This is a genomic window from uncultured Haliea sp., from assembly GCF_963973825.1.
Taxonomy (GTDB): Bacteria; Pseudomonadota; Gammaproteobacteria; order Pseudomonadales; family Halieaceae; genus Haliea.
On the sequence record NZ_CAXBAE010000011.1, the window covers coordinates 65,723 to 80,376 of the forward strand.

12 protein-coding genes are annotated in these 14,654 nt (G+C 65.1%); 5 read left to right on the forward strand and 7 right to left on the reverse strand.

The genetic code is table 11. The features are described from left to right. Positions 1–13: 13 nt before the first annotated feature. Positions 14–799 carry a hypothetical protein gene (locus tag AACZ17_RS13110; RefSeq protein ID WP_290741877.1) on the reverse strand — a complete coding sequence of 262 codons (786 nt, stop codon included), beginning with the start codon at positions 797–799 and terminating at the stop codon, positions 14–16. Positions 800–959: 160 nt separating this feature from the next. Here AACZ17_RS13110 and AACZ17_RS13115 point away from each other — a divergent pair, with 160 nt between their 5' ends. After that, positions 960–1,673, forward strand: coding sequence for a YebC/PmpR family DNA-binding transcriptional regulator (locus tag AACZ17_RS13115; RefSeq protein WP_290741879.1), 714 nt, complete (start codon positions 960–962; stop codon positions 1,671–1,673). A gap of 15 nt (positions 1,674–1,688) precedes the next feature. Here the strand turns inward: AACZ17_RS13115 and AACZ17_RS13120 are convergent, their stop codons facing one another. From AACZ17_RS13120 to AACZ17_RS13135, 4 genes are read right to left on the reverse strand one after another with little or no spacing between them, the layout of a single operon-like run. Continuing rightward, the gene (locus AACZ17_RS13120; RefSeq protein ID WP_290741881.1) at positions 1,689–3,434 is read right to left on the reverse strand and encodes a DUF885 domain-containing protein; all 1,746 of its coding nucleotides are present in this window, start codon (positions 3,432–3,434) and stop codon (positions 1,689–1,691) included. 58 nt (positions 3,435–3,492) lie between these two features. After that, positions 3,493–4,722, reverse strand: a complete 1,230-nt coding sequence (kynU, locus tag AACZ17_RS13125; RefSeq protein ID WP_290741883.1) for a kynureninase — start codon at positions 4,720–4,722, stop codon at positions 3,493–3,495. Further along, positions 4,719–5,585 (reverse strand): alpha/beta hydrolase, encoded by an 867-nt coding sequence (locus AACZ17_RS13130; protein ID WP_290742032.1) that lies wholly within the window; start codon positions 5,583–5,585, stop codon positions 4,719–4,721. Before AACZ17_RS13130 ends, kynU begins: the two co-directional genes overlap by 4 nt. After that, positions 5,582–6,178, reverse strand: coding sequence for a hypothetical protein (locus tag AACZ17_RS13135; protein ID WP_290741886.1), 597 nt, complete (start codon positions 6,176–6,178; stop codon positions 5,582–5,584). Before AACZ17_RS13135 ends, AACZ17_RS13130 begins: the two co-directional genes overlap by 4 nt. A 102-nt stretch (positions 6,179–6,280) precedes the next feature. Here AACZ17_RS13135 and AACZ17_RS13140 point away from each other — a divergent pair, with 102 nt between their 5' ends. From AACZ17_RS13140 to AACZ17_RS13150, 3 genes are all read left to right on the forward strand, one after another. Further along, positions 6,281–7,225 (forward strand): cyclase family protein, encoded by a 945-nt coding sequence (locus tag AACZ17_RS13140; RefSeq protein WP_290741888.1) that lies wholly within the window; start codon positions 6,281–6,283, stop codon positions 7,223–7,225. A gap of 69 nt (positions 7,226–7,294) precedes the next feature. Next, entirely contained in the window at positions 7,295–8,680 is a 1,386-nt protein-coding gene (locus tag AACZ17_RS13145; protein WP_290741890.1) for a glycerophosphodiester phosphodiesterase, read from the forward strand. Positions 8,681–8,697: 17 nt separating this feature from the next. After that, positions 8,698–10,152: a sulfatase gene (locus tag AACZ17_RS13150; RefSeq protein WP_290741892.1), complete on the forward strand. Its 1,455-nt coding sequence runs from the start codon at positions 8,698–8,700 to the stop codon at positions 10,150–10,152. Here AACZ17_RS13150 and AACZ17_RS13155 read toward each other — a convergent pair. Further along, on the reverse strand, positions 10,139–11,155 hold the full coding sequence (locus AACZ17_RS13155) for an NADP-dependent oxidoreductase (RefSeq protein ID WP_290741894.1): 1,017 nt from the start codon (positions 11,153–11,155) through the stop codon (positions 10,139–10,141). The two genes, AACZ17_RS13150 and AACZ17_RS13155, sit on opposite strands and share 14 nt — an antisense overlap. Positions 11,156–11,341: 186 nt before the next feature. Between AACZ17_RS13155 and AACZ17_RS13160 the strand changes: the two genes are divergently transcribed. Then, on the forward strand, positions 11,342–13,393 hold the full coding sequence (locus AACZ17_RS13160) for a BCCT family transporter (protein ID WP_290741896.1): 2,052 nt from the start codon (positions 11,342–11,344) through the stop codon (positions 13,391–13,393). Here AACZ17_RS13160 and AACZ17_RS13165 read toward each other — a convergent pair. Continuing rightward, entirely contained in the window at positions 13,390–14,604 is a 1,215-nt protein-coding gene (locus tag AACZ17_RS13165; RefSeq protein WP_290741898.1) for a lytic murein transglycosylase, read from the reverse strand. The genes AACZ17_RS13160 and AACZ17_RS13165 overlap by 4 nt on opposite strands. Positions 14,605–14,654 lie beyond the last annotated feature (50 nt).

Sequence of the window (14,654 nt, forward strand, 5' to 3'; positions counted from 1 at the left end):
CCTGTTGCTCCTGTCATTGCTGCGCCGCGGGTGACACCCGCAGCGGTTGCTGAAAGACGCCGGCGTTGCCGGTACTGTGCTGGGAGGCTGTGACCTGCAGGATGAAGTCGCCGCTGCCCGGGAGCTGGACCGCGCCGGAGAATTCGTTTTCAACACCGGTAAATTCCAGCGTCTGCTGGGCCACGCGCTCACCGTCCTGCAGCACCTGCAGCTCGACGGCAAAATCGCTCACCGGCCAGAGGCCGTCGCGGTCCAGCGGGCAGCCGCAGAGCATGGTCACCTGCGTGGTCACGGCCAGCCCGGCCGCGCTCACCCGATAGTCCACGAGGTCCACAATCAGGCCCGACATGTGCAGAATCACCGGCCGCTGCGCCCGGTCTTCCCCAGGCAGTAACCACAGGCTGAGCGCTGTTTCCTGCACACTTTGCTCGACACCCAGTGGGCCGGTGACCGAGATTTCCACCCGCGTGGGCTGCTCCAGCGCCAGTTCGGCGTCAAAGCTTGCCGGTGCGCCCACGGTGGCAGAGCGGCCGCGCAGCTGTGGTTCCTGCATCAGCGCCGCCGTGTCTCCGGTGCCGCCCTGCAGCGGCCCATGAGCCAGAATCCTGCCGCTCGCCAGGTCGCGCACCTGCACCTGCAGCCCACCGACCTTGCTGCCGATAAATTTGGCGTCCTCACTGCGCACCAGCACCTTGAGTGGTGTGGTGACAGCGTTCTCCAGCGCGAGTGCCGGTTGCTGCAAAGCCACAAGCAGCAGACAGGCCATGCCCTGCAACGCGGCTGTCAGTGGATGCTTCATCAGGTTCTCCCTGCCGTGTTCGCCCTCTCTGTCGCCGTAGTCTATCAGGCTCCCAACTAGCCGTAACCGGCTGTTTCCGCAAGCCCGCCCCGTGGACGCTTGTCAAGCCCCCCGGGGCAGGCCCTATAATGCCCGGCTTTGTGACTATCGGGACCAGCACATGGGCCGCGCCTACCAGAACCGCAAAGACTCCATCGCCAAAACATCGGACGCCAAGGCCCGCGTGTACAGCAAGTACGCGCGGGAAATCTATGTGACCGGCAAGGCCGGCGGCACCGACCCCGATGCTAACCTGGCACTGCGCAGCCTGCTCGAGCGCGCGCGCAAGGACCAGGTGCCCGCCCACGTTATCGAGAAAGCGATCGACAAGGCCAGCGGCGGCGGCGGGGAGGACTTTGCGGTGGCGCGCTACGAAGGTTTCGGACCCGGCGGCACCATGGTGATCGTCGAGTGCCTGACCGACAATCCGAACCGCACCTTTGGCGATGTGCGCCACTGCTTCACCAAAACCAAGTGCAAACTGGGCACGCCGGGCAGCGTGAGCCACCTGTTCGACCACAGCGCGATCCTGGTCTTTCCCGGCGACGATGAAGAAGCGGCCCTCGAGGCCCTGATGGAGGCTGACGTGGACGTCACCGACATCGAATGTGAGGACGGTCGGATCAGTGCGTTCGTCCCCCACACCGAACATTTCAAGGCGCGCCAAGCGCTACTGGATGCTTTCAGCGGGCTGGAATTCGACGTCGACGAGGTGCAGTTCGTGCCCCAGACATCGGTGACCCTGGAAGGCGAGGACGCACAGGTCATGGAGCGCCTGCTGGATATGCTCAACTACCTGGACGACGTACAGAACGTTTACCACAACGCCGCCTGAGCCCCCGCGCGGCCTTTACTGCGCGGCGCGCTGCGTTTCGATCCAGTCCGCCACGACGTCTTCCAGAATCGCGATGGCCAGCGAACCATTGCCCACCACCACGTCGTGGAAGGCACGCAGGTCGAAGCGACTGCCCAGCGCGTCCTGCGCCCGGTGCCGCAGCGCCTGAATGCGCAACTCGCCCACCTTGTAGGCCGTGGCCTGCCCGGGCCAGGTAATGTAACGGTCTACTTCCGAAACCACCTCCGCCTCGGTCAGTGCCGAGTTCTCCAGCAGGTAGTCAATAGCCTGTTGGCGGCTCCAACCAAAGGCGTGTAACCCTGTGTCTATGACCAGCCGGTTGGCGCGCCAGATCTCGTAGGTCAGGCGCCCGAAATCACTGGCCGGCTCGGTATAGAAGCCCATTTCCCTGCCGAGGCTCTCCGCATACAGACCCCAGCCCTCGCCGAACGCGGCGTGATACAGGGGCTGCCGGAATGCCGGCAGGTCGAGCTCCAGCGCCAGTGCTGACTGGTGATGATGGCCAGGCACGGCCTCATGCAGGGTCAGCGCCTCCAGCGCGTAGAGTGGCTGCGACTGGAAACTGCCGGCGTCAATGAAGTAGACGCCGGCGGTGCGCCCGTCCGCGGGGCCGCTGACATAGTAGGCACCGCGGCCCGGCGCATTGCGGATTTCATAGGTGTTACGCGCCAGATGGCCAAAGAAGCGCGGCATCATGCCGTCGGCCCGCTTGGCGATCAGGGCGGTTTTCTCCATCAGCTCCTGCGCTGACCCTGCATAGGACTCGGGGGCGGCGCGCAGCTGGTCGAGAAAGGCCCGGAAGCTGCCCTGAAAGCCGCTGCGCTCGATAATCCCGGCCATTTCCGCACGAATGCGCGCAGTCTCACGCAGACCGATTTCATGGATTTCCCGCGCACTCAGGTCAGTGGTGGTGAAGTAATTGAGCAGGTAGTCGTAGTAGGCATCGCCTCCCGGTATCGAGGCAATACCGACGCCCACGCGGCAGTTGGGCAGGTAGGTAGCACGGTAGAAAGCCAACAGGTCGCGGTAGGCAGGCAGCACGGAATCGGCAATCAGCGTTTCTCCGCGCTGGCGAAGACGCGCGCGCTCGCTCTCCGGCACAGCGTCCGGCAGGGCGACAAACGGGGCATACAGGCTGCTGTCTCGCGGGTCCGCCACCAGCAGCTGCGCAATACTGTCCTCCACGCCGCCCAGCGCGCCGCAGTGTTGTGTGAATCCGCTGTCCACCCCCGCCTGCAGCGCGGCGATCTGCTCACGGTTGTAGCGCGGGAAATCCGCCAGGCTGACCAGATACTGCTCGTAGTCCGCAAGCGTCGCGAAGGGCATGTTCGCTGGCGCGTTGGCGAAATAACTGTGGTAGCCAAACAGGCTGGTAATCGGAAACAGATGATCCTGGAAGCGATAGCTGTTGCGTTCCGTCTCGCGCTCGTAGCGGAACAGGCGGGCGCTGATGGCATCCTGGCCGTCGAGGCTGCGGGTGTCGATTGTGGCCAGGCGTTGCAACATCGATTCGTTGAACTGTCGGCGTCGCTCGCGACCCTCGGGACTCAGGTCGGGCAGCTTTCCCGCCGGACGAAAGGCATCCGGATCCGTACGAAAAAACACCTGTTCCTGTGTGGCCTGCGCCCAGTAGTCCGCAAACAGTGCATGCAACTGCTCCCGGGGCTCTGCCGCCAGGGTGAGTGGCGAGAGCAGGGCCAACACGACCGACAGGGCGGGATAGAGTGACAGACGGGACATGGAAATCTCCAGCAGCAGCGTTGGCACCAGAATAACAGGCCCACGGCATTCCGGGTATTCAGGTCACCTGTGGCCGCTGCCGGAAGCGGGCATCGCGGTACTGCTCGCTGGCCAGAATGTGCCGCAGCCGCTGAATCGCGCAGGCCACATCGGCAAAACTGTTGTACAGCGGCGCAAAGCCGAAGCGCACCACATCCGGCTCGCGAAAATCGACAATCACCCCGGCTTCGATCAGTGCCTGCGATACACCCCAGGCATGGGGATGCGCCAGCGCGACATGGCTGCCACGGCGAGCACCCTCGCGCGGGGTCAGCAGGCGCAGCTCGCCGGCGGCAAGGTCCTCCCCAATACCCTCAATAAAGTACGTGGACAGTGCCAGCGACTTGGCCCGCAACGCCGCCATGGACACCCCCTCGAAGCAGTCGAGGGCGGTATCCAGGGCAGCCATACCGAGGATGCCCGGCGTGCCAGCGAGGTAGCGGCGAATACCGGGGGCGGGACGATAGTCCGGCTCGAACGCAAATGGCTGGGCATGACCCAACCAGCCGGACAGCGGCTGCGATACCTGATTCTGGTGACGTTCGGCGAGATAGACGAACGCGGGGGCGCCCGGCCCGCCGTTGAGGAACTTGTAACCGCAGCCCACCGCCATGTCGACCTCCCAGGCATCCAGCTGGATCGGCAACACACCTGCGCTGTGGGCCAGATCCCAGAGCACAAGAATGCCCTGCGCATGCGCCGCGCGGGTCAGCGCCTGTACATCGTGCAGGCTGCCGTCGCGGAAGTTCACCTGGGTGAGCATCAGTACGGCCACCTCGCTGTTCATGGCGCCCGCCAGCTGTTCCAGTGGCACGCTGCGCAGGGTGCAGCGCGCGTCACCCAGCAGGTCGCTAATACCTTCGGCAAGGTAAAGATCGGTGGGGAAGTTATCCCGCTGGCTGAGGATCACCGAACGGCCGGGTCGCAACTGCAGGGCGGTGGTGAGCAGCTTGAACAGGTTCAGCGAAATACTGTCGCAACACAGGACCTGACCGGGGCCGGCTCCGACCAGCGCAGCGATTTTTTCCCCGACACGGATCGGCATGCCGATCCAGTCGTGGCGATTCCAACTGCTGATCAGGTCGCAACCCCACTCCTCGCGAAGCAGCTGTTCAAGCCGGGCGGGCACGGCCGCGGGCAGCACACCCAGGGAGTTGCCGTCCAGGTAGACCGTGCTGTCGGGCAACAGGAAGCGCTCGCGCAGGTAGCCAAGCGCATCCTGCGCATCGAGCGCGGCGGGATCTCTCATGGCTGTTCCAGCAGCGTGTGCAGAGCCTGGACAACGGCCGGAAACGCCGCTGTCCCCGGATGCACGAGGTCAAAATGACCGGCGCCCGCAATGATGCGCGCAGCGGCCTGCGGTATCGCGTGCATCTGTGCGAGCGGCACGATGGGGTCGGCATCACCGTGCAGGAGCATCGCTGCCGGTGGCAGTGCCAGCCGATGTGGCGAGGCCGCCGCATACTGCGCCGGCACCTCCTGCGGCAGCCCACCAAGAAACGGAGCGGTCGCGCGCTGGCAACTGTTGCTGCCCAGGGCGTAGGCGTCGAGGTCAGTGATGGCAGCCAGCCCAAGCACGCCGCGCATACGAAGCCCGTTCAGCGGCGCCCGCTGCAGCGCTGCGGCGGCCCAGAGGGCCAGCTGCCCGCCCGCAGAATGACCGACCAGCAGCACCTGTTGCAGATCCGCGCCTGTCGGCGCCTGCGTCTGCAACGCCCGCAGCGCAGCCAGCAGGTCTTCCCCGCTTCCGGGCCAGCCACCCCCCGCCTCCCCGACACGGCGATACTCTGGCGCCCAGACCGCAAACCCCTCGGCCGCAAGTGCCGAGGCCAGTGGGGCAATGTGTGCCACGTCATAGGCCTCCAGCCAGCAGCCGCCGTGTACGAGTACAACAAGCGGCGCCGGCTCGCTGGCAGGCGGCGCACGCCAGAAGCGGACATACTGGCTGGCCGCCGGACCGTAGGTATATTGCGCGCTGTGCGGCGCGGCACCCGCGGACAGGACGTCGGCGAAGCTCACCGGCATGTCGACGGGTTGCGCCGGCACCACGGCTGAGACCACGACGCCGGGGAGAAACGCAGCCAGTGCCTGGAACAGGCGCAGCCTGATCACTGCGCGCAACGATATAGGCCGGGGTTGCGTACCTGCATCACACCATTGGCCTGGTGCACGAAGCCCACGTTCATGCGGGTCGCGGTTGCCGGCACACTCACAGGGATGCGCACGGTAAACCAGTCCGTCTGCCCCAGGTGTGGCTCGTGCTCCAGCGTGCTGTCCAGCATGAGGCGGTCCCCGCCCATGACCGGGTCGGGGTCACCCCAGATCAGGATCTGCGCTCCACCGCCGCGCTTGAAGCCATGAATCACCTCATCGGTGTCCAGTGCCAGCTTGAACTCTGCCTGAAACAGCAACTGCTCGCCGCGCAGCGCGCGCGCACGGGGCGCCTGGCTGAACTTGAACCAGGGCTGGGTCGCGATCTTTTCGATAGTCAGCACGCCGTCGTTCACCTCGGTGGTGAAGGAGCGCTCACCCGCGTGCTGGGAACCCGACCAGGGGCGCAGGGAGCCGCTCGCCTCGTCGGCGACAAAACCGGGGTTAGCCAGCAGGTTCTCTTTCAGGTCACAGGAACCTGCCACCGTGGTAGGACCCGCGCCGGCCTGGCAGGCGGCCAGCAACAGGGCCAACAGCGGCACAATGATTTTCATGGCGGATGAATCCTCTTGGTCGACGGTGTCCAGCGCCGTATGCTATCCCAGAGCGGCTGGCGACTACAGGCCGAAAACATAACAAGACTGAGGAACCTCGGCATGATGACTCTACACGCTACCAGCCTGCGGGCTGTTCTGGCAGCACTGGCACTCGCCGTACCGGCCATGGCTGACGACTGGTACCCTTCGCGCCACGGCGCAGACGACACCCTGGGCGCGATCAATTTTCTCTCGCCGGACAAAGTGGTGCAGGCGGCGCGTCTGGTCACCACCGGCAAAACCTATGCGCTGGGTGTACCCACAGGGCCGGACTCTCCAGCCTATGGGCCGCGCCGCTATGCGATGACCGTGCTGCAACTGGACGATGGCCTGGGTGCCCCCCTGGCGGCAAACGGCATCACCTCCAACGATGACCTGCTGCAGACCTGGATGGGCATTGGCAGCCAGATTGACGGCCTCGGCCACCTGGGCATCAAGCACCGCTACTACAACGGCAAGCACGCCAGTGAGTTCGTGACGGTAACGGGGCTGACCACTTTCGGTATCGAGACCCTACCGCCCATCGTCAGCCGGGGGGTGCTGCTGGACATGGCGGCGCATTTTGGCAAGCCGATGCTGGAAGCGGGCACGGTGTTCAACAGCGCGGAGATCAAGGCCGCGGCCAGCGCACAGAATGTGCGCCTGGAACAGGGCGATGTGGTGCTCTTCCATACCGGTTGGCTGTCGCTGTCTGAAACCGATCCCGAGCGTTTCATGGCCGGCGAACCGGGGCTGGGGGAGGACGGTGCGCGCTATCTCGGCGAGTTGGGCGTGGTGGCTGTGGGTGCGGACACCTGGGGACTGGACGCCCTGCCCGGCGACAAGGCGGATGAGCTGTTCCCCGCACACCAGGAACTGCTGGCGCGCCAGGGCGTGTATGTACTGGAAAACATGGATACGCGTGCACTGGTCGCTGACGGGGTGCAGGAATTCCTCTTCGTGCTGGGCCAACCGCGCTTCGTGGGTGCAGTGCAGGCCGTCATCAACCCGGTGGCCATCCGCTGAGCCCGTGCGCTGGCCACCGTCATGGAAATTGCGTAGCGTTGTGCGCATCTTGCAGAGGAACCCGATACCGTGAATGCACACCGAAACCTGCTGTTCCCCATTGCCATTGCCCTGCTCGCCGGCTGTTCCGACGGCAGCGACCAGCCGCCGCCGGACCCTGTGGCGCCCTCATCGCTGAGCATAGCGCCCACGGCTGTTCCCGAAGGTGCCCCGGGCGAGATGTCCACACTGCGTTTCCGTGCAACCCTGACCGAGCCGCAGCCCGCCCCGGTGCGCGTCATCTTCCGCACCGAGGGCGACAGCGCCCGCCCGGACATCGATTTCCTGCCCACCGAGGGCGACGTCACGATTGCCGCCGGCTCACTGAGCGCCGATATTGCGGTGGAGGTGTTTGGCAACGCGCTGGACGAACCGGCCAAAACGCTGCGCCTGGTCTACAGCGTTGACGGCAACGCCGAACCGACCGGGGACACGGCGCTGGGGACCATCGCCAACGACGATGCCCTGTGCCAGACCTCCGCGGCCAAGGAGCCCAACCCGTGGCGCGTTTTCGGCGCCGATCCACTGAACTACGCCCACCGCGGCGGGGTGATCGATTTCCCCGAAAACACGCTGTATGCCTATGCGGAAGTCGCTGAGGTCGGCGCCGACGTGCTGGAGATGGACGTCTACCAGACGCTCGATAACGAACTGGTGATACTCCATGACCTGACGGTGGACCGCACCACCAACGGGGAGGGTCGCGTTGTCGACCTCACCCTTGCTGAACTGCGCGAGCTGGACGCCGCCTACTGGTTCGTACCCGGCGCCGGGACACCCCGTGACCGCCCGGAAGCCGACTACGTGTTCCGTGGCATCGCCACCGGTGACCGCCCGCCACCGCCGGGCTACAGCCGCGAGGACTTTCGCATTCCCACGCTGGAGGAAGCCCTGCAGCGCTTCGCCGGCAAGCTGTTGAACGTTGAATTGAAGCCGGATCTGGACGGGGTGGGCGACTACGAACAGCAGATTGCGACCCTGCTGCTGCGCTACGGGCGAACCCGCGACATTATTGCGGCGTCGTTTGTTGACGAGGCCGCCAACGCCTTCAAGCGTGCGGCACCCTGCATACCCACGTCGGTGCCGCTGGGCCAGGGTACCGGCCTGGTGCTGGGGGCACAGGGGCCCGGCACCATTCCGCCGGTGCCGGAACACGTGTCGTTCCAGGTGCCGCCGGATACCAGCCAGATTACCGGCGAAGGCCAGCTCCCCGAGGGCTTCTTCCTGCAGGTGGTCAACGAAGACTTTGTGGCCGATGCCCACGCGGCCAATCTCGCCGTCCAGGTCTGGACCATCAACGCCTGTGAGGACATGTTGCAGATGATGGCGCTGGGGGTGGATGCTATAATGACCGACCGTCCCGTGCTCCTGCAGTCCTTGCTGGACACACCACCCGCTGAACGTCGCTGCGACTGAACCGGAGACCACACCCTATGCGCCGCCTTTCGTGGCTTCCCGCCCTGCTGCTCTGGCTGGGGGCGGCGGCGCCTGCCTCCGCGGTGCCCGCGCTGGCGGAGCAGAACTTCGCGCCCGCACAGGCGCAGCGCATGAACATTGTGCTGATCACGGCGGACGACCTCGGCAAGTCGCTGGGCGCCTACGGCGACCCGCTGGCACAGACACCCCATCTCGATGCACTTGCCGCCCGTGGTGTGCTCTTTGAGCGCGCCTGGGTGACCCAGGCCTCCTGCAGTTCTTCGCGGGCTTCCATGCTGACCGGGCTGTACCCCCACCAGCACGGACAGATTGGCCTAGCGGGACAACACCCGGAGTTCGGCCTGCGCAGGGGCCTTGCCACCCTGCCGGGGCTGCTGCGCACCGCGGGTTACTTCAACGGCATTATCGGCAAACTGCATATTGATCCGCCGGATGCATTCCCTTTTGATCGTCGCTGGAATGCCGAGAACGGCGCAATGGAGAGCCGCGACGTGCGGCGCGTTGCCAGCGTGGCCAGGGACTTCCTGCGCCAGCGTGGAAACCGGCCGTTCTTCCTGTACGTCAATTACTTCGACCCGCACCGCCCTTACAGCAGCGAGTCCGACCAGTTCCTGGGACTGCCGGCGTCGCCTTATACCGCCGAGGACGTTACACCATTACCGTTCCTCGGTATCGACAGCCCACTGATACGCAGCGAAGTGGCCTCCTATTACAACGGCATCAGCCGTCTGGACACCGGGGTGGGCCTGTTGCTGCAGGAGCTGGCGCGGGCCGGCGTGCTGGAGCGCACTGTCGTGGTGCTTGTCAGCGACCACGGCGCGCCTTTCAGCCGTGCGAAAACCACCACCTACGAAGCCGGTGTGAGCGTCCCGCTGATCATCCATTGGCCCGGTGCCAGCCGCGCTGGCCTGCGCAGTGAAGCACTGGTATCGACCGTGGACCTTATGCCCACGCTACTGGAGGCGGCTCGCATTACACCACCGCGGACAGAGGGTCGCTCACTGCGCCCGCTGCTCGGTGGCAGCACGCCAGCCCAGTGGCGCGGCCTGCTGTTCACCGAATACAACGCCCACGCACCCGAGCACTTCTACCCGCGCCGCGCTGTGCGCACGGCCCGCTTCAAGCTGATCCACAACCTCGACAGCGCCTGCCGCAACCCGCTGAGCTACATCGGCAACACGCGCCTGAGCCCTACCGTACGCCCCGCACCAGGCTGGAACGCCACCTACCGCAACCTGTTTCACCCGCCGGAGTTCGAGCTCTATGACCTGCTTGTAGACCCGTTCGAGACCAACAATCTGGCCAACCGGCCACAGCAGGCACAGCGCCTGGCCAATCTGCAGGCAGCGCTGCTGCAGTGGCGCCAGCGCACCGGCGATCCCCTGCTGGAGCCGACAGAGATTCCCCGCCTGAAAGCGGCGCTGGGTGTGGGCTGCGTCAGTCGTCGCTGACGCGCACCACCAGTTTGCCCATGTTGCCGCCGTCGAACAGCAGATTCACCGCCTCGGGCGCCTGCTCGAGGCCATCGATCACGGTCTCCCGATACTTCAGCTGCCCCTCCAGATACCAGGTAGCCAGCTCCTGTGTGGCCGCGGGGAAGCGCTCCATGAAGTCGGAGACGATGAAGCCCCGCACCTTGATACGGCGCATCAGGATGGAGGAAAAATCGGCGCGCATGGGTTCACCGCTGTTGTAGCCCGAGATCATGCCGCAGAGGGGCATGCGCCCGAAGAGGTTCATACGCGCCATGACCGCTTCCATAATCTCGCCGCCGACATTCTCGAAATTGACATCAATACCGTCCGGTGTCGCCGCCGCGAGCTGCTCACGCCAATCGCTCGCCTTATAATCCACCGCAGCATCAAAGCCCAACTCGTCGAGCAGGAAGCGACACTTTTCCGGGCCGCCGGCGATGCCCACCACCCGACAGCCACGAATCCTGGCAATCTGTCCCACCACGGAACCCACGGCGCCGGCGGCAGCGGAGACCAGCACCGTCTCCCCAACCTGTGGGCGACCAATATCCAGCAGACCGAAATAGGCTGTGAGCCCGGTCATGCCGCAGGCACCGAGCATCGCCGAGAGCGGAATCGGCAGATTGGCGGGCAACACGGCCATGGCATTCTCGCCCTCGTCGGCCAGGCAGTAGTCCTGCCAGCCGGTCAGGCCCATGACGTGGTCACCCACCTGATAGCGCTCCGACGCCGACTTCACCACCACGCCGATGCCGCCGCCGCGCATCACGTCGCCGATGGCAACCGGCGGCATGTACTGGTCCATATCGCTCATCCAGATCCTGTTGGTCGGGTCGAGGCTGAGGTACTGCACCCGCACCAGCGCCTGCCCCGGCCCGGGCTCGGGCGCGGGCTCGGTGAGAAAATCGAAGTGCGCACGCTCTATGCGGCCAGCGGGACGTGCTTTCAGGCGGAATTGTCGGTTGTCGAGGGCGGTCATCGGGGTCTCCAGGGTCAAGGGAATCTGCCCCGCTACGCAAACAGGCAGCGGGCAGCAGCCTGAACAGTAACAGAATAGGCTGCGGCACCCCACCGTTGCGCGGTACACCTGTGCGGCCCCGTCTGTTACCCTGCCCGGCGCAGCCGTGAAATGAACCGCCCCTGCGTGCGGGCTGAGGACCTTTGCATGAACGAGGCGCACACTGCCGGAACACCCTCCTCCACCGTGCTGTTACCGGTGTTTATCCCGGCGGTGGTGGTCATTGTCCTGCTCGTCATCGGCACCATCAGCAGCCCCGATCTCGCCGGCCAGCTGTTCAGTTCATCCCTGGCCTGGATCACCAGCACCTTCGGCTGGTTCTACATGCTGTCGGTGGCGTTCTTCCTCGTGTTCATTGTCGTGGTGGCGTTCAGCAACTGGGGCAACATCAAGCTGGGGCCGGACCACGCGGACCCGCAGTACAGCTTCCCGGCCTGGTTTGCCATGCTGTTCTCGGCCGGCTATGGCATCGCCCTGCTGTTTTTTGGCGTCGCGGAGCCCGTGCTGCACTATTCAGCGCCCCCGGCGGGTGCGCCGGAGACCGTGAATGCGGCCCGGCAGGCCATGCAAATCGCCTTTTTCCACTGGGGCTTCCACATCTGGGCAATCTACGGGCTGGTGGGGCTGGTGCTGGCCTACTTCGCCTTTCGCCACGGTCTGCCGCTGTCGATCCGCTCCGCACTGTATCCCCTGATCGGCAACCGCATTTATGGGCCCATCGGGCACGCGGTCGATGTCTTCGCCATACTCGGCACCATGTTCGGGATAGCCACCACGCTGGGACTTTCCGTGGCGCAGATCAATGCCGGTATCAACTACCTCTGGCCGCAGGTGCCGGTGAGCGTGACCGTGCAGATCATCGCCATTGTCGCCATCACCGCCCTGGCGATTTTCTCCGTGGTGGCGGGTATGGACAAGGGTGTGAAGCGGCTGTCCATCCTCAACATGGTGCTGGCGGTGGCACTGATGCTGTTTGTGTTCAGCGTGGGCCCCACCGTGCACATCCTCGAAAGTTTTCTGCAGAACACGGGCAGTTACCTGAACCATATCGTGGAACGCACCTTCAACCTGCAGGCCTACACACGCAGCGACTGGATCGGCAACTGGACCCTGTTCATCTTTGGCTGGACCATCGCCTGGGCCCCCTTCGTGGGCCTGTTCATCGCCAAGATCAGTCGCGGACGGACCATACGCCAGTTCGTCGTCGGCGTGATGTTCGTGCCCACACTGTTCACGTTCATGTGGTTTTCCATCTTCGGTGACACCGCGCTGCACCTGATCATGAACGAGGGCTACCACACCCTCATCGACCAGGTGCAGGCCGACCACGCCGTGGCCCTGTTCAAGCTGTTTGAAGTGCTGCCATTTTCCTCCCTGGTCTCCTTCCTGACGGTCATACTCATCGTGACCTTCTTCGTCACCTCCTCGGACTCCGGCTCATTGGTCATCGACTCCCTGGCATCGGGGGGCGCCGCCATCACACCGATATGGCAGCGCGTGTTCTGGGCCAGTAGCGAAGGGGCCGTGGCCGCGACCCTGCTGCTTGCCGGCGGCCTGGGCGCGCTGCAGACCATGACCATCGCCAGTGCCCTGCCGTTTTCCCTGATCATGATCGCGGCGGCCATCGGCATGTGGCGCGCGCTGGTGATTGAGGGCCATCACCACACCAGCCTGACTACCGGCGTAACGAGCCGCCTGTCAGGGGGCAACGGTCGCGGACTGTGGCGCCGCCGCCTCGCGGGGCTGGTCACCTTCCCGGATCGGGGTGAAGTGGAGACCTTCATCAGCACCACGGTGCGCAAGGCCATGTGGCGGGTACAGCGCGAACTGGACAAGCAGGGCTGGCATGCCACCCTGCACGAGGACGAGGCGCCGGCACGTCTGTGGCTGGAAGTGACCAAGGACGAGGCCGTGGACTTTATCTACGAGATACGCCTGCTGGAGCACAGTCTGCCCCACTACGCGTTTCCGGAGATGGCGCACAACAGTGCGGACAGCGCACACTACTGTCGCGCAGAAGTGTTCCTGCGCCGCGGCGGACAGTCCTACGATGTCTACGGCTTTGACCAGCACGACATCATTACCGATATTCTCGACCAGTTGGAAAAGCACCTGCATTTCCTGCACATTTCGCCGGCCAGCCTGCCCTGGAACATGGCCGAGCACGACGACATGCTGCGGGCAGCTTCGGAGAGCTAGTTGCCCGCGTCAGCCCCCTCCGCCAATGCCGCCCGCTGCAGGCGCTGCAGAATCTCGCTGCCCGGGTAGCCGTCAGCCACCGCCCCGACGCTGCGCTGGAAGCGGCTCAGTGCGGCGCGCGTGCCCGACCCGAACAGTCCGTCTTCCTCCCCCGCGTCATGGCCCAGCAGGTTCAGCTGCTGCTGCAGGGCCAGCACATCGGCACGCGCCAGCGGCTGCTGATCGGCCGGTGGTGCCTGCCGCAGGGGCCCGGCGCCGGCGATGCGGTCCGCAAGGTGGCCCACGGAAAGCGCGTAGGACTCAGAGCGATTCCAGCGCATGATCACGGCAAAATTGTCGTACACCAGAAAGGCCGGGCCGGGCGCGCCGGCGGGTACCAAAAGCGATGCCTGCAGATCCGCTACCGGCAGCGCGCCGCCGTCATTGCGCAGCACACCCAGCCGGGCCCATTCCGCCAGCGGCAGTGCCTCGCCGGACAGCGCAAGCTCATAGGGAAAGCCTGCCGGCAGACGGACCTCGCGCCCCCAGCGCAACTCGGGCACCCAGCCCAGGTCGCGCAGGAAGCGCGCACCCGAGGCCAGCGCATCCCGCTCGCTGCGCCACAGGTTGATGCGGCCATCACCGTCGCCGTCAACCGCATAGCGCAGGTAGTTCGACGGCATGAACTGGGTGTGCCCCACCGCACCCGCCCAGGAGCCCTGCATATCGTCCGGACTCAGGCCTTCGCGCTCCAGCAGCTGCAGCGCGGCAACGAACTCGCCGCCAAAGAAATCGGCGCGCCGGGTGTCGCAGGCCAGCGTCGCCAGGGAGTCCAGGGTGGGCATGCGGCCGAGATAGGAGCCGAAATTGGTCTCCAGGCCCCAGAAGGCCACCAGGTAGTGCCCCGGCACACCGTAATCCCGCTGCAGCTGCGCAAGGAAATCGCGGTGCTGCGCATACAGCGCCCGCCCCTGCTCGATACGGCTCTCGGATACCCGCGTGTTGAAATACTGGGCAAAGGTCTGCACGAATTCGGGCTGCTTGCCATCCAGCTCCAGCACCCGTTCCTGCTGCTGCATGCCGGGTACGACCGTGTTCACAATCTCCACCGCCACCCCGGCCGCCCGCGCCTGATCCTGCAGTGCCAACAGGCACTGGGCAAAACGCTCTTCCGCCCGGGCCGAAACACAGAACAACAGGCAAACCACAACGACCACTTTGCGCAACAACATGACACACATCATCCAGTAGGTTTCCGCGGATACTTACACCAGCCCGAACA

What these genes read in the sequence shown, in the direction of transcription:
- AACZ17_RS13110 (WP_290741877.1), bottom strand. Translation starts at nt 799, where the DNA reads ATGAAGCATCCACTGACAGCCGCGTTGCAGGGCATGGCCTGTCTGCTG.
- AACZ17_RS13115 (WP_290741879.1), top strand. Translation starts at nt 960, where the DNA reads ATGGGCCGCGCCTACCAGAACCGCAAAGACTCCATCGCCAAAACATCG.
- AACZ17_RS13120 (WP_290741881.1), bottom strand. Translation starts at nt 3,434, where the DNA reads ATGTCCCGTCTGTCACTCTATCCCGCCCTGTCGGTCGTGTTGGCCCTG.
- kynU (WP_290741883.1), bottom strand. Translation starts at nt 4,722, where the DNA reads ATGAGAGATCCCGCCGCGCTCGATGCGCAGGATGCGCTTGGCTACCTG.
- AACZ17_RS13135 (WP_290741886.1), bottom strand. Translation starts at nt 6,178, where the DNA reads ATGAAAATCATTGTGCCGCTGTTGGCCCTGTTGCTGGCCGCCTGCCAG.
- AACZ17_RS13140 (WP_290741888.1), top strand. Translation starts at nt 6,281, where the DNA reads ATGATGACTCTACACGCTACCAGCCTGCGGGCTGTTCTGGCAGCACTG.
- AACZ17_RS13150 (WP_290741892.1), top strand. Translation starts at nt 8,698, where the DNA reads ATGCGCCGCCTTTCGTGGCTTCCCGCCCTGCTGCTCTGGCTGGGGGCG.
- AACZ17_RS13155 (WP_290741894.1), bottom strand. Translation starts at nt 11,155, where the DNA reads ATGACCGCCCTCGACAACCGACAATTCCGCCTGAAAGCACGTCCCGCT.
- AACZ17_RS13160 (WP_290741896.1), top strand. Translation starts at nt 11,342, where the DNA reads ATGAACGAGGCGCACACTGCCGGAACACCCTCCTCCACCGTGCTGTTA.
- AACZ17_RS13165 (WP_290741898.1), bottom strand. Translation starts at nt 14,604, where the DNA reads ATGTTGTTGCGCAAAGTGGTCGTTGTGGTTTGCCTGTTGTTCTGTGTT.